Origin of the sequence: Terrabacter sp. LjRoot27, assembly GCF_964254175.1 — a bacterium.
GTDB lineage: Bacteria > Actinomycetota > Actinomycetes > Actinomycetales > Dermatophilaceae > Terrabacter.
In genome coordinates this window covers 137,966-158,907 of record NZ_CAXUSS020000002.1, presented here as the reverse complement: position 1 = coordinate 158,907, position 20,942 = coordinate 137,966, and the positions used below count along the sequence as shown (strand labels likewise).

The window sequence follows — 20,942 nt, the reverse complement described above, 5'->3', positions numbered from 1 at the left end:
GGACGAGGTAATTGGCATCGATTTTTGACACGCTGTTGAGTTCTCAAGAATCGGACACACACCATCAACCACCTCAACGAGGAGGCCTCCGGGGCAACCCTTCAAACTTACCCGCCTCGATGCGCTGGTCCAAATCGGCTCCTGCTCCGAGGAGCAGACCCAACCGGCCACGCCAGACACGCGGGCTTCCACGTCGATCGGACCGAACGAACGGCCTGTCTCGCTGTGGTGCCAACCCCGGGACCGGCCTACTTCGCGAGCGAAGACTCGCTCAGCGGTGGCGTCCGGTGCTCCCTGTCGGGCTGACGAAGAGAACGTTACAGGGCATCCCCCGAGATCTCATAATCGAGCCTTCGGACCCTCGTCCGGGGCCCTCCGGAGGGCCGCCACGAGCGCCTCCGAGACCCTTCGGCGAGGCGCTCGGCGACCTCCTCGGGAGCCCCTCGGGAGCCCCTCGAGAGCGCCTCGAGAGCGCCTCGAGAGCGCCTCGAGAGCGCCTCGGGAGCCCCTCGAGAGCCCGTGTGACAGCTCGGCTCAGCTGAGCCGCGCGAGGTCGACGGTCCAGACCGGGTTGCCCGGCAGGACCTTGACCCGGTCGCCGCTCGCGAAGCGCGTCGCCGGCTGGATGAGGGGGACGAACGGGCTGCGCTGGTTCATCGCGAGCTGCCACGCGGCATACGCCCCCGCCCGGTTGTCACCGACGGACGCGCGCGCGGCCTCGGTGAGGTCGTCGACGAGCGGGTCGGTGCCACGCGCCCAGCCGGCGCGCGAGCCGACGAGCTCACCCGGCGCGAAGGCGAGGTAGTTCTCGGGGTCCGGGTAGTCGGGGTTCCAGCTCCACAGGCTGAACGCGGTGCGCCCCTCCCGGTAGGCGGCGATCGCCTGCGCCGCGGGCGCGGGGTTGAGCCTCACCTTGATGCCGACCTGCGCGAGCTGGGCGCGCACGGCCACGGCGAGTGCGCTCGTCGGGATGCCCTGGATCGGGAGGTCGGCGGCATACGACAGGGGGATCGGCTGGCCCGTGTAGCCCGAGCGTCGCAGCGCCGCCCTGGCGCCCGCGAGGTCGCGCTCGGGGACGACGGGCAGCGTCACGACGGGCGTGGGTGTGCCGTCCGCCCCGGTCGTGAGGATGCCGTCGGGTGTCGCCGTGGTGCCCGACGACGACGGGGCCTGCGTGGGAGTGGTCGGTGACGTCGTGGTCGGGGTCGGCGTCCCGGTGCCGTCGGTCCCCGTGCCGTCGGTCGGGGTCGGCGCGGGCGAGGGTGCGAGGTCCTCGAGCGCGCCGACGATCCCGGCGGGGATGAGCCCCGCGGCGGGCATCGACCCGGGGGCGGCCGTGCCGAGCGCCTCACGGTCGAGGCCGCGGCGCACCGCCTCGGCGAAGTCGGGGTTGCCGGTCCACGCGTTGAGGGCCTTGTCACGACCGAGCGCGAGGTAGACGAGCGAGCTCGAGCGCATCGTCGTCACCGTGACCGCCGACGTCTGCGGCCGGCCGGTCGCGGCGTCGGCCTGGCTCGGCGAGAGGTCGAGCACGACGTCGGCGCTGCCCGACCCGATGGCGGCCAGCTGCTGGCGCGCGTCGAGGTTGCGCACGACGATCTCGGGGAAGGCGGGGGCTGCCCCCGACCACATCGGGTTGGCGGCGAGGCGCACCTCCGAGGTGCCCCGGACGCTCTCGATGACGTACGGGCCCGAGCCCGCGGAGTGCTGCGAGAGGTAGGAGCTCGCCTCGTCGCCGGGGCCGATGGTGCCGCCGTGCGCCTTGACCGCCGTGGCGTTGAGGATGCCGAAGGCCGGGTTGGCGAGGATCGCCGGCAGGGCGAAGTTCGAGCCGGGAGAGCTGAGCGTGAAGGTGCGGTCGTCGACCTTGAGCGCCGAGACGGTGCCGAGGATCGAGCCGGCCGGACCGGACAGGCCACGCGCGCGCTGGAGGGTGAAGAGGACGTCGTCGGTCGTGACGGGCGTGCCGTCGGAGAAGACGAGCCCCTTTCGCAGCCGCAGCGTCAGCCACCGGCCCTCGGGGGAGAGGGTGTACTCGGCCATGCCGGGCACGACCTTCGTCGGGTCGTCGGGGTCGAGCGTCGTCAGCGTCTCGTAGAGCGCGTGCGTCAGCATCGCGCCGCTGCGGTCGAACTGGCGCGTCGGGTCGAGCGTCGTGTGGTCGAACACCGCTCCGACGACGAGGGGCGGGGCCGTGGTCGTCGGGGTCGCGGTGGAGGTCGCGCCCGGCGTCGCGCCCGGTGTCGTGCCCCGGGAGGGGGCCGGCGTCGCCGTGCTGCTCGTGCACGCGGCACCCGAGGCCAGCGCGAGCACGCCGAGGGTCGCCACCACGGTGGGGCGGACGAGACGTCGACGCATGGACTTCCTTCGGGGGCGCCCGGACCGGAGACCGGACCCGGGACTTCGGCGGGCACGGAGAGCACGGCGGCAGGTGGCACCGACGGCGACCCGGAGCACCCCTGTCCGTGCTCGGAAGTCTAGCCGCCGGAGCCCGCCGAGGCGCTGACCTGCTCAGCGGTCGGCGCGAGCACGAGATAGGCCTGCGCGACGAGCACGACGCCGATGGCCACCCACTTGCCGGTGGGCAGCTCCACGCCGTAGCGCCAGCGGTCGATGAGGACGAGCCCGACCTGGAGCATGACGACCCAGCCCATCGTCACGAGGGCCAGCTCGGCGTACCTCAGCGACGACGCATACACCCAGAAGAGGACGAGGAAGGCGCCCGCGCCGAGCACGAGCGCCCGCACGCTGCCGTTCTCGGCCCACTCCTTGGCGAAGACCGCACCGAGCAGGTCGAGCCCGGCGAGGCAGACCATCGCGACCGTCGCGACGACCGGCACCGGCCAGGCCTCGGGTGCCTTGATCAGCGGGAAGACGTCGGTGACGCTCATGGCTCGTCCTTCGGGGAACGGGCCCGCTCGACCAACGGACCCCTTCACCCCAGAGGACGCCACGGACGCCGGTGATACCGCCTCGCGGTGATCTGCCTCAGGCCTGGCCGCCCTCGAACCACGCGACGAGGTCCGGGTCGAGTGCCGGCACGTCGACCGCACCACCGCCCGAGCGCAGCGACGTCGTCGCCGACGCCCCGGCCGCGACGGCCTCGCGGGCGGCGACGGGCGAGGTCATCGTCGGGCCGCCGTCGCGGGCGAAGCGGACGAACTCGGCGATGAGGAGCGGGTCGGCGCCGCCGTGGCCCGTCGTGTCGGCCGCCGGGATCTCGATGACCTCGTCGGCGTCGTCGCGGTAGGTGTCGGTGCGGCGGGTCCACACCTTGACGAGGGCGCCCGGGCCGTCGCCGAAGTTCTCGAGCCGACCCTTCGTGCCGATGACCGTGTAGTTGCGCCAGTAGTCCGGCGTGAAGTGGCACTGCTGGTAGCTGGCGAGCACGCCTCCCTCGAGCACGAGGTTGGCCATCGAGATGTCCTCGATGTCGACGACCGGGTTGAGCTCGCGCTGCTCGGTGGGCGGCCAGTTGTCGAGGGAGTACCAGTCGGCCATCCGCCGGTCGGAGTTGTCGCGGTGGTCGGTGATGTCGCCATAGACCGCGAGGTCGCCGACCGCGCTGACCCGGCGCGTGTAGGCGCCGGCGAGCCAGTGGATGACGTCGATGTCGTGGGCGCCCTTCTGCAGGAGCAGGCCCGTCGTGTTGCGACGGTCGGCGTGCCAGTCCTTGAAGTAGTAGTCACCGCCCGCCGACACGAAGTGCCGGCACCAGACCGCCTTGACCTCGCCGATCGTGCCCGCCTCGATGACGTCACGCATCGCCCGGACCACCGGCATGTGCCGCATGTTGTGCCCGACGTAGAGCCGCGTGCCGGTGCGGTGCGCGGCCTCGAGGACGCGGTCGGCGTCGGCGACGCTCGTCGCGAGCGGCTTCTCGACGAACGTCGGTATGCCGGCCTCGAGGGTGCGCACGGCGTGCTCGGCGTGCGCGTGGTCGGGGGTCAGGACGAGCACCGCGTCGATGTCGGCGCGCACGTCGGGAGCGAGCAGCTCGTCGAGACCGTCGACGAGGCGTACGCCCTCGATGCGCTCCGCCGCGTCCGCGCGGCCCCGCTCGGCCGGGTCGCAGACGACCGTGACGCGACTGCCCTCGCCGGGGCGGTGGGCGTACCTCGCGAGGCTGGCGCGCAGGCCGAAGCCGATGATCGCGATGCGGAGGTCGGGCTGGCAGGACTGGGTGGCCTGGGTGGCCTGGGTGGCCTGGGGCGCCTGGGTGGCCTGGTCGGTCATGAGTGCGTGGGCACCTTCCGTGTGGTGGTGGTTCGAGGGTCTCAGCCCTTGGAGCCGCTGAACGCGATCCCCTGGATGAACTGCTTCTGGAGCACGACGAAGAGGATCAGGACCGGCAGCGTCGCGAGGACCGAGCCGGCCATGAGCGTCGTCGTGTCGACGGAGAACTGGCCGATGAGCGAGGCGAGCCCGACCGACAGCGGCATCTTCGACGGGTCGTTGTTGACCACGAGCGGCCACATGAGGTCGTTCCACGACCACAGCACGTCGAGGACGGCGAGCGCGATGAGACCGGGCTTGGCGAGCGGCAGCATGATCCGGGTGAAGATCTGCCAGTGGTTCGCGCCGTCGAGCTTGGCGGCCTCCTCGAGCTCGCGCGGCAGGCTGAGGAAGAACTGGCGCAGCAGGAACGTGCCGAAGGCGCTGAAGAGCCCGGGCACGATGAGGGCCTGGAGCGAGTTGAGCCAGCCCAGGCCCGCGACGATCTCGTACTGCGGCAGCAGGAAGAGCTGGCTCGGGACCATGAGCACCGAGAGGAAGAGGCCGAAGAGCAGGCCTCGTCCCCGGAACTCGAAGCGGGCGAAGGCGTAGCCGGCCATCGAGCACAGGACCAGCTGACCGAGCACCCGACCGAGCGTCTGGATCGTGCTGTTCCAGAACATCTGGCCGAAGGGGAGCGTGTCGAAGACGTCGCCGTAGTTGCTCCACTGAGGCGATCGCGGGAAGACGGTCGGCGGCACGGACAACGTCTCGCCGAGGGTCTTGAGCGAGGTCACGACCTCCCAGAAGAACGGGCCGACCATGACGACGGAGCCGAGGATGAGCACGGCGTGGACACCGAGGTGCTTGCGGCGCAAGGGCTTCGGGCGCTGCCGGCGGGGGAGACGGGTCGCGAGCTCAGACATAGTACACCCACTTCTTCTGGAGCCGGAACTGCAGCGCGGTCACCGCGACGATGACGACGAGGATGACGAGAGCGATCGCGGCGGCATACCCCTGGTGGTTCTCGACGAAGCCACGCTGGTAGAACTGCGCGACGATCGTCTCGGTCTGGGGGTAGGCCGGGTTCGTCGGTCCCGTCATGACGAAGATGAGGTCGAACGTCTGCAGCGCGCCGATGACGGCGAGCACCGAGATGAAGAAGACGCTCGGGCTGATCTGCGGGAGCGTGATCGACCAGAACTGCCGGACGCGACCCGCGCCGTCGAGCGCGGCCGCCTCGTAGAGGTCCTTGGGCACGCCTTGGATCGCGGCGAGGAAGATGACGATCTGCGTGCCCAGGCCGAGCCAGATGCCCACTGCGGCAATGGCATACAGCGCCGTCGCGGGGTTGGAGAGCCAGTTCGTGCCCTGGATTCCGACGAGACCGAGCAGCGCGTTGATGACGCCGACGTCGCCGTTGTAGAGGGTGCGCCAGATGAGGCCGACGGCCGCCGGCATCGTCACGACGGGCAGGAAGTAGAGCACCCGGTAGATGCGGACCCCGCGCAGTCCCTCGGTGCTGAGCAGCGCCGCGATGACGAGCGCGACCGGGATGCCGAGCAGTGCGACGACCGTGAACTTCAGGGTGTTGAGCATCGTCTCCCACAGGCGCGCGTCGCCGAGGAGCTCGCGGTAGTTGGCGAGCCCGACGAACTCCGACCCACCGAACGGCCCGGTCTCGGTGAAGGAGATGAGCAGGGTGCGCACGACCGGCCACAGGTAGAAGACGACGAGGCCGAGCAGCGTCGGGAGGATGAAGACCGCCGCCCAGAAGAGGTCGTTGCGCCGCATCCGCGACATCGGTCCACGGCGCCCGCGGCGCCCGCGGGGCAGCCGGGCCCGGCGGCCGGGGACCGGGGTGTCGCCCCGGCTCCCCGACCCCGACGGGACGCCGTCCGGCGCGGTCGCGCCGGCGGCCCCCTCCAGCCGGTCCGTGTCGGTGAGCACGCCCGGCACGGTCACTTCTCCTTGGCGAGCGCTGCGTTCATCTGGGCGGCGAGGTCCTTCAGGCCCGTCGCCGCGTCGACCTCGCCGTTCCACACCTTCGTGAGGATGTCGGTCTGGAGGGTCGTCCACGCCTTGGTGTTCTTCGAGCCCGGGTAGGGCACGGCGGTCGCGACCTCGTCGACGTAGGCCTTGAGGTTGAACTGCGGCATCGACTTCACCCAGGCGTCCTGGGTGCCCTCGTAGGCGGGGATGACGGCGCCGGCGTCGGCCTGGATCTGCGCCGCACGCTCGCTGCCGAGGAAGCCGACGAACTTCTGGGCGGCGTCCTGGTGCTTCGTCTTGGCGTAGATGACGTTGCCGAGGCCGTGGATGACGGAGATCTGCCCCTTCGGGCCCGCGGGGACCGGCGCGACGTTGACGGCGTCCTTGAGCTCCGGGACGCCGTTGTACTCGACGGCGGCCCACGAGCCGTTCCAGTACATCGCGACCTTGCCGGCCTTGAACATGTCGCCGGGGCTCGTGTCGGTCATCTGCTGGACCGTCGGCGACGCGCCGTCCTTGACGAGCGAGGTCCAGAACTCGATGCCCTTGAGCGCCTCCGGGGTGTCGAAGCCGCTCTTGGTGCCCGCGGCGTCGATGACCTGGCCACCGGCCGAGGGGATCGTGTCGTAGAAGCCGGCCTGGTCCTCGACCGGTGCGGCCGCGCCGTAGACGCCCTTGGTCCGGTCGGTGAGGGTGCGGGCGGCGGACTGGAAGTCGGCCCACGTCCAGTCGTCCTTGGGGTAGGCGAGCTTCTTCGCGTCGAAGAGCGCCTTGTTGTACCAGACGCCGATCGTGTCGAAGTCCTTCGGGATGCCGTACGTCTTGCCGTCGTAGGTGTAGAGGTCGACGAGCGCCTCGGGGTACTTCGCGAGGTCGAGCTTGGCTCGGCTGATCGTCTGGTCGAGCGGCAGCAGCTGCTGGTTGGCGGCATACAGCTTGACGTTGGGGCCGTTCATCCAGAAGACGTCGGGGGCGCCGCCGCCGGCCGCGGCCGTCTGCAGGGTCGTGAAGTACTGCTTGAACGGCGTCACCTGGATCTTGACCGTGACGTTGGGGTTCGCGACGTGGAACTCGTCCGCGATCTTCTGCATGGCCGGCATCTGGTTCTTGTCCCAGATCCCGTAGGAGATCGTCACCGGCCCCGACTCGGGCTGGGCGTCGGCCGTGGCGCCGCCGGTCGACTGGCCGCACGCGGCGAGGCCGAGCACGAGCAGCGGGGTGAGCGCGGCCGTGAGGGCCAGCGTGGACGTTCTGCGCATTCGCGACTCCTTGGATGGGGGGCCGCAGCTGGCTGGTGGGCGGCTGCGGTCCGGTGCACGTCATCGGGCAACCCAAGCCTGATCGCTCGTTTGTGCTTGGGCGGGACTACAATCGAGCACATTCGATCACCTGTCAATCCGTAGGACGGGTCAGATCAAGGCCCGGGACACGCCTGCAGAGCAGGCCGCCGCGGGTCCCTGTGGGCTGCCCGAAGCGCTCGCGGCACGGGTCTCGCGCGCACCCCGGGACGTCCGCGATGCGGACTCTCCGGGGAGGGCGTCAGCCCCCGAGGACCTCGCGGAGGCGCCGGGAGACCGGCCAGGCGACGTCGCTCCGGTTGGCCACGACCGACCACGTCAGGGCCCGCGACGGCTCGTGCCGCGTGACCGCCGAGACGCCGGCGTCGTAGCCGTTGAGAGCGACCCCGTCACCCGCCGCGTCGAGCCAGAGGCCGAGGCCGTAGCGCCGGCCGTCCGCCATGACGTCGGTGCGTGGGCGCAACATCTCAGCCACCCAGCGCTCGTCGACGATGCGTCCGGCGTGGAACGCGTCCCACAGCGCGTGCAGGTCGGTGACGGTCGTGTGGACCCCACCGTCACCGCTGCCGCGGACGGGCAGGTGCAGCACGTTGGTGCGCAGCCCGTCGCCGTCGAGGTAGCCGAGCGCGGCGCGCCCCGGCAGCGCGTCGGAGCGGAGGTATGCCGTGTCACCCATCCCGGCGCGGGCGCAGACCCGCTCCTCGACCGCCTCGTGGAAGCCCGTGCCGGTCAGGCGCTCGACGACGAGGGCGAGCACGACGAAGCCGCTGTTGCAGTACGAGAAGCGCTCTCCCGCAGCGAACTTCGCCGGTCGCCCGCGGAGTGCCGGCAGGTAGCCCTCGGTCGTCGCGAGCTGGTGGACGGGCAGGGTCATGACGTAGTCGGAGGCGTCGAGGTCGGCGTCCTCGTCGAGGTAGTCGCCGATGCCCGAACGGTGCGAGAGCAGGTGCTCGACCGTCACGTCACCGCCGATGTCGGGCAGGTCGTCGCCGACGACCGACCGCACCGGGGTGTCGAGGGCGATGCGCCCCTCGGCCACGAGGCTGACCACGGCGAGGGCGGTCAGGCCCTTGGCGATGCTCGCCACTCCGAACTGCGTGTCGAGCGTGTTGGGCAGGCCGTGGGCCCGGTCGGCGAGACCGTGCGCGGAGGCGTGCACGGTCCGGCCCTCGAGGTCGACCCGGACGACGCCGGAGAAGCCGTGCTCGCGCACGACGTCGGCGACCGCGGCGTCCAGGCCGTCCATGGCGGGTCGCCCGTCAGGCTCCGACGTAGGTGGCGAGGTGCTCGCCGGTGAGCGTCGACCGACTGGCGACGAGGTCGGCGGGCGTCCCCTCGAAGACGACGTTGCCGCCGTCGTGGCCGGCACCGGGGCCGAGGTCGATGATCCAGTCGGCGTGCGCCATCACGGCCTGGTGGTGCTCGATGACGAGCACCGACTTGCCCGACTCGACGAGCCGGTCGAGCAGGCCGAGGAGGTTCTCGACGTCGGCGAGGTGCAGGCCGGTCGTCGGCTCGTCGAGGACGTAGACGTCGCCCTTCTCGGCCATCTGCGTGGCCAGCTTGAGGCGTTGCCGCTCGCCGCCCGACAGCGTGGTGAGGGGCTGGCCGAGCGTGAGGTAGCCGAGGCCGACGTCGGCGAGCCGCGCGAGGATCGTGTGCGCGGCGGGCGTGCGCGCCTCGCCGGTGTCGAAGAAGTCGAGCGCCTCGTTCACGGGCATCGCGAGGACGTCGGCGATGTTGCGCCCGCCCAGCTCGTACTCGAGCACCGCTGCCTGGAACCGGCGGCCCTCGCACTCCTCGCACGTCGACTCGACGGTCGCCATGACGCCGAGCTCGGTGTAGATGACACCGGCGCCGTTGCAGGCGGGGCAGGCCCCCTCCGAGTTGGAGCTGAAGAGGGCCGGCTTGACGCCGTTGGCCTTGGCGAAGGCCTTGCGGATCGGCTCGAGCAGGCCGGTGTAGGTCGCGGGGTTGCTCCGGCGCGAGCCGCGGATGGCGCCCTGGTCGACGACGACGACCCCGTCGCGCTTGGCGACGGAGCCGTGGATCAGCGAGCTCTTGCCCGACCCGGCCACGCCGGTGACGACGCAGAGCACCCCGAGCGGGATGTCGACGTCGACGTCGCGCAGGTTGTGGGTCGAGGCGCCGCGCACCTCCATCGCACCCGACGCCGCACGCAGCGCGTCCTTGAGACTGACCCGGTCGTCGAGGTGGTGGCCCGTGACCGTGTCGCTCTTGCGCAGCCCCTCGACGGTGCCCTCGAAGACGACCTCGCCGCCCGCGGTGCCGGCGCCCGGGCCGAGGTCGACGACGTGGTCGGCGATGGCGATCGTCTCGGGCTTGTGCTCGACGACCAGGACGGTGTTGCCCTTGTCGCGCAGCTGGAGCAGCAGCTGGTTCATCCGCGCGATGTCGTGCGGGTGCAGGCCGATCGTCGGCTCGTCGAAGACGTAGGTGACGTCGGTGAGCGACGAGCCGAGGTGACGGATCATCTTGGTGCGCTGGGCCTCACCACCGGAGAGGGTGCCGGCGGGCCGGTCGAGCGAGAGGTAGCCGAGACCGATCTCGGCGAAGGAGTCGAGCAGGTGCTGCAGACCGCGGAGTAGCGGTGCGACCGACGCGTCGTCGAGGTCGCGCAGCCACTCGGCGAGGTCGCTGATCTGCATGGCGCACAGCTCGGCGATGTTCTTGCCCTTGATCTTCGAGCTCAGCGCCTCCTGCGACAGGCGGGTGCCCTTGCACTCGGGGCAGGTCGTGAAGGTGACCGCGCGCTCGACGAAACGGCGCACGTGCGGCTGCATCGCGTCGAGGTCCTTGGACAGCATCGACTTCTGCACCTTCGACAGGACGCCCTCGTAGGTGAGGTTGACGCCGTCGACCTTGATCTTCTCGGGCTGGCCGTAGAGCAGCTTCTGGAGCTGGCGCTCGGTGAACTTTCCGACCGGCTTGTCCATGGGCAGGCCGGCGCCGCTGAAGATCCGGCCGTACCACCCGTCCATGCTGTAGCCCGGGACGAGCAGTGCGCCGTCGGAGAGCGACTTGCTCTCGTCGTAGATCGCGGTGAGGTCGAAGTCGTTGACCGAGCCCATGCCCTCGCACCGCGCGCACATGCCGCCCTGGTAGACGGCCTCACGGACGATCGAGGTCTCCTGCCGGTTGCCCTTGTCGGTCTTCATGACGCCGCTCGCGACCCGTGTCGGCACGTTGAAGGCGAACGCCGTCGGCGGCCCGATGTGCGGGGTCCCGATGCGGGAGAAGAGGATTCGGAGCATCGCGTTGGCGTCGGTCGCGGTGCCGACCGTCGAGCGCGGGTTGGCGCCCATCCGCTCCTGGTCGACGATGATCGCCGTCGTCAGGCCGTCGAGGTAGTCGACGTCGGGGCGCGCCAGCGACGGCATGAAGCCCTGGACGAAGGCGCTGTAGGTCTCGTTGATCATCCGCTGCGACTCCGCAGCGATCGTCGCGAAGACGAGGGAGCTCTTGCCCGAGCCCGAGACGCCGGTGAACGCCGTGAGACGGCGCTTCGGCAGGTCGAGGCTGACGTCCTTGAGGTTGTTCTCGCGCGCGCCCTGTACGCGGATCATGTCGTGGACGTCGGCCGGGTGGTGTCCGGCGGAGGGGCTCGACGCGGTCTTCGCAGCGGTGCTCTTCGACTCCATGCGACGTACGCTACGGCCCCGCACCCACCCCCGGCCTCCCGATTCCCGACGCGGCACCGTACGGGAGTGACCACTCGACGAGAGGGTCACCTCGAGTGGTCGGTTCGGCACCCGCGGCACCGTACGGGACTGACCACTCGACGGGAGTGGGGGGAGGCGTATGCCGTCAGGGGAGGAGGTCGTCGAGGTAGAGCGGGAGCATGGCCCACCACGTCGGCCAGTCGTGGTCGTAGTCCGTGCCCCAGTCGTCGACGCGGTTGGGGATGCCCTTGCTCCCGAGGACGTGCGCGACGGCGCGCGACTCGCCGACGTCCTCCCAGCGGCCGCTGCCCGAGGCGAGCACGATCATCCGCGTGCGGAGCAGGTCGAGCGCCGGGCCCTCGAGCCCGGGCAGGAAGTGCAGCGGCGAGCTGAAGTAGAGGTCGTCGTTGACGTGGCCGCCGAGGAACTGCTCGATGGCGTACGTGCCGCTCATGCACACGGCCGACTGCACGAGCTCGGGGTAGCGGCAGGTGATGGCGAGGGCGTTGAAGGCACCGATCGACGCCCCCGCGACGGTGACGGGCATCGGCTGGCCGCCGAGGTCGGAGTGGATCGCCGGGATGACCTCGCGGGCGATCGCCTCGTGGAAGCCGTTGAAGAGGGCGAGCTGGTAGTCGGGCGTGCCCCGCCGCTCGGCCAGGGCCCGGCCCGCGACGCTGTCGACGGAGTAGACCTTGGCGCGGCCGGCCGCGATGAGCGGCTCGAGGTGGGCGATCATCTTGTGCCGCTCGACCTCCTCGGCATCACCGCCCGCGGTCGGGAAGAGCAGCACGGGCGCGCCGTAGGTGCCCCACCGAGCGACGCTGATGTCCTGGCCCAGACGGTCGGAGTACCACCGGTCGGTGACCTTCATGGGTGACCTGCCTTCTCACTCGCGCTCGTCACTCGTAGACGAACTTCTGGGGTCCGGGGAAGAGCCACGCGAGGCCGTCGCCGAGACGGTCGCGCCAGTTCTCCCAGTTGTGGCCGTCGCGCGACTCCGTGTAGCGCACCGTCATGCCCGCGTGCCGGAAGACCGGGACCATCGACCGGTTCGGGGTGATGAGCGGCTCGTAGACCCCGCACGACATGAAGAGCCGGTCGACGACCGCGGACGGCTTCTCGCGGAAGCGGTTGACGAACTTCACGACCGGGTCGAAGGCCGGGCCGCCGCCGTGGTCGAAGCCGATGTCGGTGAAGACGAGCGACGCGGACTGCAGCATGAGCGACCCGAAGAAGCCGGGGTAGCGCACCGCCGTCGACAGCGAGGCGACGCCGCCGAAGGAGCTGCCCATGAGGCAGCGGGCCTCCGGGGTGTCGATGAGGGGCAGGCGCTCGGTGAGCAGCGGCACGAGCTCCCGCGCGATGAACCGGGCGTGCGGGGCGTGGTTGGGGTACTCCTTGAGCCGGTCGCGCGGCGGCACGAAGACGGCGACGAGCGGGTCGACGTCGAGCCGGTGGATGAGGTTGTCGAGGACGGTCTTCATCGCCGCGAACTCGAGGTAGTCGGTGCCGTCGTGGACGATGAGGAGCGGGTAGCGCTGCGCCCGGTTGAAGCGCGCCGGCAGGTAGATCTGCACGGACTGGTCGCGCCGCAGGGCCTTGCTGCGGACCTGCTCCTCGACGAGGGTGCCCTGGCGGGCCTCGGGGTCGTACGCGACCCACTCGGGCACGCGGTAGCCGATCGCCGCGCACACCGACGACGACCCCATCGGGCTGTGCGCGAGGCGTGGGTTGAGGGGGTCGTTGAAGCGCTCGTAGTGCTCGCCCTTGCGGATCTCGATCTGGTACTCGACCCGCGACCCCTCGGGCAGGACGGTCGTCACGGCCCAGAGGTCGGACTCGCCGATCCGCTTGAGCGGCAAGGGGTCCGGAAGGCCGACGACGCGGTGGCGCACCCACACCTCGTCGACGTCGCCACGGTAGAGGAAGGTCGCCCGCTCGCCCTCGATGATCGGGCAGCCGAAGCGCTCGACGAAGCGGTCGATCGTCGGCCCGTCGAGCGGCAGCCGCTCGCGCAGGCGGTTGACGGCGAGGCGTTCCATGGCGCTCATGCGACCCCCACCACCGAGACGCGGCCGGTGCGGTCGAGCACGCGGGCGCCGGCCGGGAGGTCGGTCGCGCCGTCGGGGAAGCGCACGACGGCACCGTCGTCGAGCAGGAGCAGCCGGTGCTCGGCGAAGCGCCGCGCCAGCACCGACATGCGCTCGCGGTCGTCGAGCAGCAGCCGACGCTTGGCGTGCGGCAGCGCGATGACGCCCGGCAGCCGCCCCAGCCCGCGGTCGTGCAGCTCGGCCGCCGCGACCCCGTGGGGGGTGAAGTCGTGGAAGAGGACGACCTCGTCGGTGAGCGCCATCGCCCCGGCCGACCACGCGACGACCGACTGCTCGGGCCGGAGCGCGACGTCGAAGACCCGGAACGTGCGCAGCAGCGTGCGCACGTTGCCGCCGGCGATGACGACCGCCTCGCACTCGTCGAGGATCGCTCCGATCTCACCCCGGTGCCAGCCGATGGTGCCGCTCTCGTCGAGCGGCGCGGTCGCGCGGACCGAGCGGTACAGCTCGTCGAGCTCGGCGGCATACCAGCGGTCGACCTCGCGGACGGCCTCCATGGCGGACTCCTCGGCGATGGGACCGACGGCGTGGATCGACGTGCGGTGCGCGACGGCGTGCACGGCGTCGATCGCCGCCTGGAGGCGTATGCCGTAGAAGGCGCGCAGCTCGTCCATCCGGTCGCGGAACGCGACCGCCGCCGCGGCGAAGTGCTCGTCCTTGGCCAGCACGTCCATCATCCGGTGGTGCAGCTGGAGGTTGACGCCGCGGCCGTCGAGGTGGCCGGCGAGCTCGGCGTCGTCGGACTCGCGCTCCTCCCAGCCGGAGTTGACCATGGCGATGCGCCCGGTCACCCCGAGCGAGCGCACGGTGGCCCCCACGGTCGTCGTGAACCGTTGGGGCCCGAGCAGGATCGTCGTCGACATGGAGGCAGGGCTCGGCCGCGCTCAGCCCGCGTGCACGTGGATCGTGCGGCCGATGTCGTCGAGCATGGCGCGGGCCGTGTCGAAGTCGGGGTGGCGCAGCCGCACCCAGGCGTTGGCCATGTAGCCGGCCTCGACGCCCTGGGTGCCGTGGCCGACCGGCGGGAAGTGGCCGTCGATGACCCACTCGCCGTAGCGGGACTGGATCTCGTCGATGCCGGTGTAGCCGGTGATCGACCCGTCGCGGTCAGGGCGGAGCGCGACGATGCCGGCGGCATACGTGCGCTTCATCTGCTGCTCGGGCGCGCGGTGGGTGATGACGTGTGCCCACTCGCGGTAGACGTCGACCTCGTTGGCGGCGGAGTAGACGTCCCACGCGCCGACCCCCGGCGGGCGGGCGCCGATCTCGCTGAACTTCAGGCCCTTCGGGCCGTAGAACCACTCCATGTGCGTGGCCGACGTCTCGATGCCGAGCGCCTCGATGACGCGGCGCCCGAGCTCGCGGACCTCGGCGTAGAAGGCGTTGCCCGGCTCGTCGATGCGGTTCGTCGTGATGAACTGCGGCGAGATCCAGCGCTGACGCATCGCCTCGAGGACGTTGGGGTAGTAGTGCGTCGCCCAGTCGTGCACGACCCGGCCGTCGAGGCTGATCGTGTCGTAGAAGCCCTCGTGGCCCTCGACGAACTCCTCGATCGCGATCGAGCTCGCCCCCTCGCGGGCGTAGCCCTGCAGCGCCTGCTCGAGCTCGTGGTCGCTGTCGACGCGCACCGTGCCCTGGGCGCCGGCGCCTGCGCGCGGCTTGAGGATGAGCGGGTAGCCCTCGCGCTCGGCGAAGGCCCGCGCCTCGGCGGCCGAGTCGACGGCCGCGCTCGCAGCGGTGGGGACGCCCGCCTGCCGCAGCGCCTCCTTCATCGACGGCTTGTCGCGGCACAGCCACGTCGTGCGCACGCTCGTGCCGGGGATGCCGCACGCCTCGCGGACCTGCGCCGCCGGCATCGTGTGGGCCTCGACGGTCGCCTCGAGCGCGTCGATCCAGACCTTGTCCTGGAAGTAGCGGACCGCCTCGACCATCTGGTCGACGTTCGTCACCGAGCCGACGCGGTAGTAGCCGCGGAGGGCGCCGAGCACGTCGTCGCCGAGGTGCGCCTCGTCGGACTCGCCGATGCCGTAGACGTTCGCGCCCACCGATGCGAGGGCGTGCACGAAGCGACGCTGGTTCGCCGGGAACGACGGCTCCACGAAGATGATGTTCACGGCGTCGACGCTATCGGTCCACCGGGAGGCCCGCCACGGACCGCCGTGTGCCGCCGCGCGGGTCGCGGGGCAAAAGCGCGCGCCGGACCCCGTTGAGGACGAGACTGGTGGTGCCGCACCTCGGGCAGTACCTCACCCTCAGGAGGAAGCCATGTCGAGCACCGTCCCGAACGCAGCGTCACCCGACCCGACCGACCCCGCCCCGGACTCACCGAGGACGCGCCGGGAGGCCACGGCCACGTGGGAGGCACCCGTGAGCCCGTCCGGATGGTCGATGGCCCTCATCGTCATGGGCATCCTCTCGATCGTCCTCGGCATCCTCGTGCTCGTCTGGCCCAAGGCGACGCTGCTCATCGTGGCCATCATGTTCGGCCTGCAGCTCATCATCGCCGGGGCCGTCCGCCTCTCGGTGACGCGTGACCTGCCGAGCGACCCGGGCTGGATCAAGCCCGTCTCCATCGGTCTCGGCGCGCTCTCGATCGTCGCCGGCATCATCTGCCTCTTCCGGCCGAACGCGTCCCTCTTCGTCATCGCCCTCTTCATCGCGATCGGCTGGGTCGCCGAGGGCATCGCCGCGCTCGTCCAGGGCTTCGGCTCCGACCGGACGACCGGCACGCGCGTCTTCCTCATCGTCAGCGGCGTCGTCTCGATCCTCGGCGGCCTCATCGTCGCGATCTTCCCCGGCTCCTCGCTCGTCGTGCTGACCCGCATCGCCGGCATCGTGCTCATCGTCATCGGCATCGTCGAGCTCGTGACGGCCGTCATGGCCCGCCGCGCCGCCGGCAACAGCAGCGGGAGCACGACGACGCCGGCCACCGCCTGACCGGCCACCGCCCGAGCCCGCCCGAGCCTGCCTGACCCGCTCGGGGCCACCGGACGGCATACGACATCGTCGAGGCTCGCACCCCACCGAGGGGTGCGAGCCTCGACGACGCCCGCCGGCTCAGGACGGCTGGGGCAGGTCCTCGAACTCGTAGACGCGACGCACCTCGACCGAGACCTCCTCGAAGAGCGACGCGAACCTCTCGGCCAGCTCGAGCGCCTGCTCCTTGCTCTCGACGTTGACGAGCGCGAAGCCGCCGATGACCTCGCGGGCCTCGCTGAACGGACCATCGGTGACCGTGACGCCGGCGCCCTCGGTCTTGCGGACGACGGCGCCGTCCTTGCTCTGTGTGACGCCCTCGGCGGCGAGCAGGACGCCCGACTCGGCGTACTCGCCCATGAGCGCACCCATCGCGTCCTGGAACTCCTGGCTCGGGTTCCACGCCTCGGGGCGGGACTCGTCGATCTTGTGGATCATGAGGTAGCGCACGGTGCTCTCCTTCGGTGTCGTGCCGGGTCGGTCCCAGCCTTCACCACGACGTCGAACGGTGGCGGCCCGACTCGACACTTCGATCGTCGAAGGACCTGCGCTCGCTAGGTTGGCCGTCATGAGCGATGTCGCGGGCCGGCTGGTGGACTACTACGAGCGGGAGATGGCCGAGCGCGCCCACCGGCCCCTCGGCGACGAGCGCGAGCGGCGACTGGCCGCCTTCGTCGACACGGCCCGCCGGGAGGAGCTCGCCTCGGTCGTCGAGGTCGGCTGCGGGGCCGGTCGCGACGGCGTCGTCCTCGCGGCGGCGGGGCTGGCCTACACCGGGCTCGACCTGACCCCGGCCGCCGTCGAGCTGTGCCGGGGCCTCGGGCTCGACGCGCACGTCGGCCCGGCCACCGATCTGCCGTTCGACACCGCCACCTTCGACGCGGGCTGGAGCATGAGCACGCTCATGCACCTGCCCGGCGACGACGTCGTCACGGCGCTCGACGAGCTGCGACGGGTGGTGCGGCAGGGCGGCCTGCTCGAGGTCGGGGTCTGGGGCTCGGACACGAGCCACGAGTGGACCGACGACGGCGGGCGCTACTTCCGCAGCCGCACCGACGACGAGCTGGTCGGCCTGCTCGCCGCCGTGGGCGAGGTCGTCGCCTTCGACACGTGGTCGCGGTTCGCCGACGGCGGCCACTACCAGTGGGCCCGCGTCGTCGTCGGCGGCTGACTAGAGCCAGCCGCGCTCCTGGGCGACGCGGGCGGCCTCGGCGCGGGTCGACGTGCCGGTCTTGCCGATGGCCGAGCTCAGGTGGTTGCGCACCGTGCCCGGTGACAGGTGGACGACCCCGGCGATGGCGGCGACGGTGCCACCGCGCAGCGCGACCCCGAGCACCTCGCGCTCGCGCCCGGTCAGCGGGTTGGCGCCGTCGACGAGCGACTCGGTGGCGAGCGACGGGTCGACGACGCGCAGCCCGGCGTGTACGCGGCGCACCGCCTCGGCGAGCTGGCGGGCCGGGGTGTCCTTGACGACGAAGCCCGACGCGCCGGCCTCGAGCGCCCGGCGCAGGTAGCCCGGTCGGCCGAAGGTCGTGACGACGAGGGTGCGCACGCCGGGGAGGGCGTCACGCACGGCGGCCGCCGCGGCGATGCCGTCGACGCCGGGCATCTCGATGTCGAGGAGGCACACGTCGGCAGCGGAGGCCCGCGCGGCGTCGACGACCTCGTCGCCGCGCCCCACCTCGGCCACGACCTCGAGGTCGGGCTCGAGTGCGAGCAGTGCCGCGAGCGCCCCTCGGACGAGGGCCTGGTCGTCGGCGAGCAGCACCTTGATCGTCGCGCTCACAGCGTCACCTCCAGCACGGTCCCGTGGCCCTGCGGGCCCGTCTCGATCGAGAGCCGACCTCCCGCGGCCTCGACCCTCTCACGCAGCCCGCGTATGCCGTTCCCCTCCGGGCGCTCGCCGAGGCCGCGTCCGTCGTCGCGGACCCTCAGGCGGTTCGTCTCGAGCTCCACCCAGCAGGCGTCGGCGTCGCTGTGGCGCACGACGTTGGTCGTCGCCTCGCGCAGCACCCAGGCGAGGACCGTGCGGTGGCGCGGGTCGACGGCGCCCGGGTCGTCGGGCACGTGGCCCTCGATGCCCGCACCGGAGAACGCGGTGCGCGCGGACGCCAGCTCGTCCCCGAGCCGGGCCACGCGCAGGCCGCCGACGGTCGCCCGGATCTCGGCCAGGGCCTGGCGGCTCAGGGACTGGATCTCGGCGAGCTCGGCCTTGGCGCGCTCGGGATCGAGGTCGACGAGACGCTCGGCGAGCTCGGCCTTGACCGTGACGACGGTGAGCGAGTGACCGAGCACGTCGTGGACGTCGCGGGCCACGCGCTCGCGCTCCTCGACGATGGCGAGGTCGCGCGACATCCGCTCGTAGTCCTCGCCGCGGTCGGTCATGAGCCGCACCGCCCCGGTCATCGCGCCGACGGCGAAGACGATGATGGCCACGACCCACGTGCCCTCGTCGGGGTCGACGAAGACGGCCACCGCCGTCGCGATGGCGACGCACGTGATGCCGAGGGCGATCGACCAGACGAGCGGCAGGGCGAACATGCCGAACGACACGATGAAGGGCAGGAAGCTGAGGCTGCCGGCGCCGATGAGCGGGACGAGCCCGACGGTGCAGGCGGCGAGCACGAGCAGGTAGACGACCCCCCGGCGTTGCGTGGGCTCGCAGGCCCGGTCGAGGCGCTGGAGGTGCTGCGCCCCGAGGCCGTAGACGACCGCGAAGGCGAGCACGAGGGCGAGCCCGACGACGACCTGCCAGACCGGCAGCCCGCTCGACACGATCGCGATGACCGGGAAGACGAGGAAGACCAGCCACACCGACTGGACGACCCAGCCGAATCGTTCCCACGGGTTGCGTGCGGGCGAGCCCGACGGCTCCGGGGTCACTGGCGCTCCCGGCCGCGGCGGACGAGGAGCACGGCGCCGGCCCCGAAGATCGCGAGCCAGGCGAGCACGTTGACGATCGGCAGCCAGAGCGGGTCCTGCGACCCGTCGGGCAGGTAGCCCTCGGTGAGCGGGAAGCGCGCCAGGGCGGCATACCCGTAGAGGGGCGTGAACTTGGCGAAGGTCAGCAGGGCGCCCGACAGCGGGATGAAGAGGTTGCCGAGGAAGGCGAAGATCACCATGGTGCCGCTCGCGGCGCCCACTGCGGCCTCGGAGCGGAAGGCCGTGCCGACGAGCAGGCCGTAGACCGCGAAGACCGCCGACCCGACGAGGCAGAGGACCGCGCTGAGCGCCCACGCCTGCGCCGACCCGCGGGCACCGGTCGCGGCACCGAGGGCGAAGGTCAGCAGGATCGGCACGGCCGCCACGGTCATGGCGATGAGCGCCTTCATGGCGATGTAGGACGAGTCGGCGAGGGGCGTCAGGCCGAGCTGGCGACCCCACCCCTGCTGGCGCTCGACGGCCGCGTTGCCGCCGATGCTCGTCGTGGCCGTGACCGCGCCGTAGGCGGCCATGCTGATCATGACGTACATCGCGACGTTGCCGTTGCCGATGGTCGCGTCCTTGGCATCGACCGTCGCGCCGAAGATGAGGTAGAAGAAGGCGGGCAGGACGGCGGTGAAGAACATGCCCGCCCAGTCGCGGGTGATCCGGCGCATCTCGAGCAGCGTGAAGGTGGCGTTCATCGGACGAGCTCCTCGTCGGGGGTCCGGGCGTCGCGGGCGTCGCGGGCGTCGCGACCGTCGCCGGTCAGGGTCATGAAGGCCTGCTCGAGGCCGGCGGTGACGATCTCGAGGTCGGTGCCGCCGAGGTCGAGCAGCAGCAGCCGCGCCACGGCGTCGGAGTCGCCGGCCGTGACGACGACCCGGCTCCCGCGCTCCTCGACCTCCCGAACACCCTCGACCGTCCGCAGCCTGGCCACGGACTCGGCGACCGAGCCCGGCGGCAGGGACGCGGAGACGGTGCGCCCGCTCGCCTGCGACCGGATCTCGGCCGTCGTGCCGTCGGCGACGATGCGCCCGCCGGCGATGAGGACGATGCGGTCGGCGAAGGCGTCGGCCTCCTCCAGGTAGTGCGTGGCGAAGACGACGGTGCGCCCGGTGCTCGCGTCCGCGTGCATCGTGTCCCAGAAGTCGCGCCGGGCCGTGACGTCCATGCCCGCGGTCGGCTCGTCGAGGACGAGCAGCCGCGGGTCGGGCAGCAGGGCCAGGGCGAAGCGCAGCCGCTGCTGCTCGCCGCCCGAGCACTTGGAGACGCGGCGGTCGGCGAGCGTCCTCAGCCCGGCGCGGTCGATCACCCCGTCGACCGGGGAGTGGACGGCATACGTGGACGCGATCATCCGGACCGTCTCGCGGACGGTGAGGTCGCGCAGCAGCCCTCCCGTCTGGAGGACGGCGGACACGTGCCCGCCGACGACGGCCTCGCGCGGACGCCGGCCGAAGACGTCCGCCGTGCCGCTCGTCGGCTCGGTGAGGCCGAGCACCATGTCGAGGGTCGTCGTCTTGCCGGCGCCGTTGGGACCGAGGAAGGCGACGACCTCGCCCGGCTCGATGCGCAGGTCGATGCCGTCGACGGCACGGACCTCGGCATCCTGGGAACCGCGCCGGGGAGGGAAGCTCTTGACGAGCGAACGCAGCTCGATCGCCGGCGCCCCCGAGGCGCCGGCGACCGAGAGAGGTGTTGTGGTCATGACCCAACTCTCCCGCTCGGCGGCGCACCGCGTC

The 20,942-nt window shown here is 71.6% G+C and carries 19 protein-coding genes; 2 read left to right on the top strand and 17 right to left on the bottom strand.

The window, feature by feature from the left end; all coding sequences use genetic code 11:
* Positions 1-534 precede the first annotated feature (534 nt).
* From ACSQ2D_RS21390 to ACSQ2D_RS21335, 12 genes are all read right to left on the bottom strand, one after another.
* Positions 535-2,358, bottom strand: a complete 1,824-nt coding sequence (locus ACSQ2D_RS21390; protein WP_435988018.1) for an ABC transporter substrate-binding protein — start codon at positions 2,356-2,358, stop codon at positions 535-537.
* Positions 2,359-2,477: 119 nt separating this feature from the next.
* Positions 2,478-2,891, bottom strand: coding sequence for a hypothetical protein (locus ACSQ2D_RS21385; protein ID WP_435988017.1), 414 nt, complete (start codon positions 2,889-2,891; stop codon positions 2,478-2,480).
* Positions 2,892-2,988: 97 nt separating this feature from the next.
* Complete coding sequence (locus tag ACSQ2D_RS21380; RefSeq protein ID WP_435988016.1) at positions 2,989-4,236, bottom strand: Gfo/Idh/MocA family protein; 1,248 nt, start codon at positions 4,234-4,236, stop codon at positions 2,989-2,991.
* Between the two features lie 41 nt (positions 4,237-4,277).
* On the bottom strand, positions 4,278-5,141 hold the full coding sequence (locus ACSQ2D_RS21375) for a carbohydrate ABC transporter permease (protein ID WP_435988015.1): 864 nt from the start codon (positions 5,139-5,141) through the stop codon (positions 4,278-4,280).
* A complete protein-coding gene (locus tag ACSQ2D_RS21370) occupies positions 5,134-6,165 on the bottom strand; it encodes a carbohydrate ABC transporter permease (protein WP_435988014.1) in 1,032 nt (343 codons plus the stop codon). Before ACSQ2D_RS21370 ends, ACSQ2D_RS21375 begins: the two co-directional genes overlap by 8 nt.
* An 11-nt stretch (positions 6,166-6,176) precedes the next feature.
* Positions 6,177-7,466, bottom strand: coding sequence for an ABC transporter substrate-binding protein (locus tag ACSQ2D_RS21365; protein WP_435988013.1), 1,290 nt, complete (start codon positions 7,464-7,466; stop codon positions 6,177-6,179).
* Between the two features lie 280 nt (positions 7,467-7,746).
* Complete coding sequence (locus ACSQ2D_RS21360; RefSeq protein WP_435988012.1) at positions 7,747-8,751, bottom strand: serine hydrolase domain-containing protein; 1,005 nt, start codon at positions 8,749-8,751, stop codon at positions 7,747-7,749.
* Positions 8,752-8,764: 13 nt separating this feature from the next.
* Positions 8,765-11,167: an ATP-binding cassette domain-containing protein gene (locus ACSQ2D_RS21355; protein WP_435988011.1), complete on the bottom strand. Its 2,403-nt coding sequence runs from the start codon at positions 11,165-11,167 to the stop codon at positions 8,765-8,767.
* Positions 11,168-11,333: 166 nt separating this feature from the next.
* The gene (locus ACSQ2D_RS21350) at positions 11,334-12,062 is read right to left on the bottom strand and encodes an esterase family protein (protein WP_435988010.1); all 729 of its coding nucleotides are present in this window, start codon (positions 12,060-12,062) and stop codon (positions 11,334-11,336) included.
* 28 nt (positions 12,063-12,090) lie between these two features.
* A complete protein-coding gene (locus tag ACSQ2D_RS21345) occupies positions 12,091-13,242 on the bottom strand; it encodes an alpha/beta hydrolase-fold protein (RefSeq protein WP_435988009.1) in 1,152 nt (383 codons plus the stop codon).
* Positions 13,239-14,165, bottom strand: a complete 927-nt coding sequence (locus tag ACSQ2D_RS21340) for a hypothetical protein (protein WP_435988008.1) — start codon at positions 14,163-14,165, stop codon at positions 13,239-13,241. The genes ACSQ2D_RS21345 and ACSQ2D_RS21340 overlap by 4 nt, the downstream gene beginning before the upstream one ends.
* 21 nt (positions 14,166-14,186) lie before the next feature.
* Positions 14,187-15,416: an ATP-grasp domain-containing protein gene (locus tag ACSQ2D_RS21335; RefSeq protein WP_435988007.1), complete on the bottom strand. Its 1,230-nt coding sequence runs from the start codon at positions 15,414-15,416 to the stop codon at positions 14,187-14,189.
* A gap of 151 nt (positions 15,417-15,567) precedes the next feature.
* Between ACSQ2D_RS21335 and ACSQ2D_RS21330 the strand changes: the two genes are divergently transcribed.
* A complete protein-coding gene (locus tag ACSQ2D_RS21330) occupies positions 15,568-16,239 on the top strand; it encodes an HdeD family acid-resistance protein (protein ID WP_435988006.1) in 672 nt (223 codons plus the stop codon).
* Between the two features lie 120 nt (positions 16,240-16,359).
* On the opposite strand, the gene ACSQ2D_RS21325 is transcribed toward ACSQ2D_RS21330, so the two are convergent.
* Complete coding sequence (locus ACSQ2D_RS21325) at positions 16,360-16,728, bottom strand: YciI family protein (RefSeq protein WP_435988005.1); 369 nt, start codon at positions 16,726-16,728, stop codon at positions 16,360-16,362.
* Between the two features lie 118 nt (positions 16,729-16,846).
* On the opposite strand from ACSQ2D_RS21325, the gene ACSQ2D_RS21320 reads away from it, so the two are divergent.
* Entirely contained in the window at positions 16,847-17,449 is a 603-nt protein-coding gene (locus ACSQ2D_RS21320; protein ID WP_435988004.1) for a class I SAM-dependent methyltransferase, read from the top strand.
* On the opposite strand, the gene ACSQ2D_RS21315 is transcribed toward ACSQ2D_RS21320, so the two are convergent.
* The 4 genes from ACSQ2D_RS21315 to ACSQ2D_RS21300 are packed head-to-tail and all read right to left on the bottom strand — an operon-like array spanning position 17,450 to position 20,908.
* On the bottom strand, positions 17,450-18,064 hold the full coding sequence (locus ACSQ2D_RS21315) for a response regulator transcription factor (protein WP_435988003.1): 615 nt from the start codon (positions 18,062-18,064) through the stop codon (positions 17,450-17,452).
* Positions 18,061-19,161: a sensor histidine kinase gene (locus ACSQ2D_RS21310; protein ID WP_435988002.1), complete on the bottom strand. Its 1,101-nt coding sequence runs from the start codon at positions 19,159-19,161 to the stop codon at positions 18,061-18,063. Before ACSQ2D_RS21310 ends, ACSQ2D_RS21315 begins: the two co-directional genes overlap by 4 nt.
* Positions 19,158-19,904 (bottom strand): ABC transporter permease, encoded by a 747-nt coding sequence (locus ACSQ2D_RS21305; RefSeq protein ID WP_435988001.1) that lies wholly within the window; start codon positions 19,902-19,904, stop codon positions 19,158-19,160. The genes ACSQ2D_RS21310 and ACSQ2D_RS21305 overlap by 4 nt, the downstream gene beginning before the upstream one ends.
* Positions 19,901-20,908, bottom strand: a complete 1,008-nt coding sequence (locus ACSQ2D_RS21300) for an ABC transporter ATP-binding protein (RefSeq protein ID WP_435988000.1) — start codon at positions 20,906-20,908, stop codon at positions 19,901-19,903. Before ACSQ2D_RS21300 ends, ACSQ2D_RS21305 begins: the two co-directional genes overlap by 4 nt.
* Between the last annotated feature and the right edge of the window lie 34 nt (positions 20,909-20,942).

Excerpts from the sequence above, each read along its gene's own strand:
- ACSQ2D_RS21345 (WP_435988009.1), bottom strand. The coding sequence starts at position 13,242 with ATGAGCGCCATGGAACGCCTCGCCGTCAACCGCCTGCGCGAGCGGCTG.
- ACSQ2D_RS21390 (WP_435988018.1), bottom strand. The coding sequence starts at position 2,358 with ATGCGTCGACGTCTCGTCCGCCCCACCGTGGTGGCGACCCTCGGCGTG.
- ACSQ2D_RS21320 (WP_435988004.1), top strand. The coding sequence starts at position 16,847 with ATGAGCGATGTCGCGGGCCGGCTGGTGGACTACTACGAGCGGGAGATG.
- ACSQ2D_RS21360 (WP_435988012.1), bottom strand. The coding sequence starts at position 8,751 with ATGGACGGCCTGGACGCCGCGGTCGCCGACGTCGTGCGCGAGCACGGC.
- ACSQ2D_RS21365 (WP_435988013.1), bottom strand. The coding sequence starts at position 7,466 with ATGCGCAGAACGTCCACGCTGGCCCTCACGGCCGCGCTCACCCCGCTG.
- ACSQ2D_RS21375 (WP_435988015.1), bottom strand. The coding sequence starts at position 5,141 with ATGTCTGAGCTCGCGACCCGTCTCCCCCGCCGGCAGCGCCCGAAGCCC.
- ACSQ2D_RS21385 (WP_435988017.1), bottom strand. The coding sequence starts at position 2,891 with ATGAGCGTCACCGACGTCTTCCCGCTGATCAAGGCACCCGAGGCCTGG.
- ACSQ2D_RS21350 (WP_435988010.1), bottom strand. The coding sequence starts at position 12,062 with ATGAAGGTCACCGACCGGTGGTACTCCGACCGTCTGGGCCAGGACATC.
- ACSQ2D_RS21355 (WP_435988011.1), bottom strand. The coding sequence starts at position 11,167 with ATGGAGTCGAAGAGCACCGCTGCGAAGACCGCGTCGAGCCCCTCCGCC.
- ACSQ2D_RS21300 (WP_435988000.1), bottom strand. The coding sequence starts at position 20,908 with ATGACCACAACACCTCTCTCGGTCGCCGGCGCCTCGGGGGCGCCGGCG.
- ACSQ2D_RS21340 (WP_435988008.1), bottom strand. The coding sequence starts at position 14,165 with ATGTCGACGACGATCCTGCTCGGGCCCCAACGGTTCACGACGACCGTG.
- ACSQ2D_RS21330 (WP_435988006.1), top strand. The coding sequence starts at position 15,568 with ATGTCGAGCACCGTCCCGAACGCAGCGTCACCCGACCCGACCGACCCC.
- ACSQ2D_RS21305 (WP_435988001.1), bottom strand. The coding sequence starts at position 19,904 with ATGAACGCCACCTTCACGCTGCTCGAGATGCGCCGGATCACCCGCGAC.
- ACSQ2D_RS21380 (WP_435988016.1), bottom strand. The coding sequence starts at position 4,236 with ATGACCGACCAGGCCACCCAGGCGCCCCAGGCCACCCAGGCCACCCAG.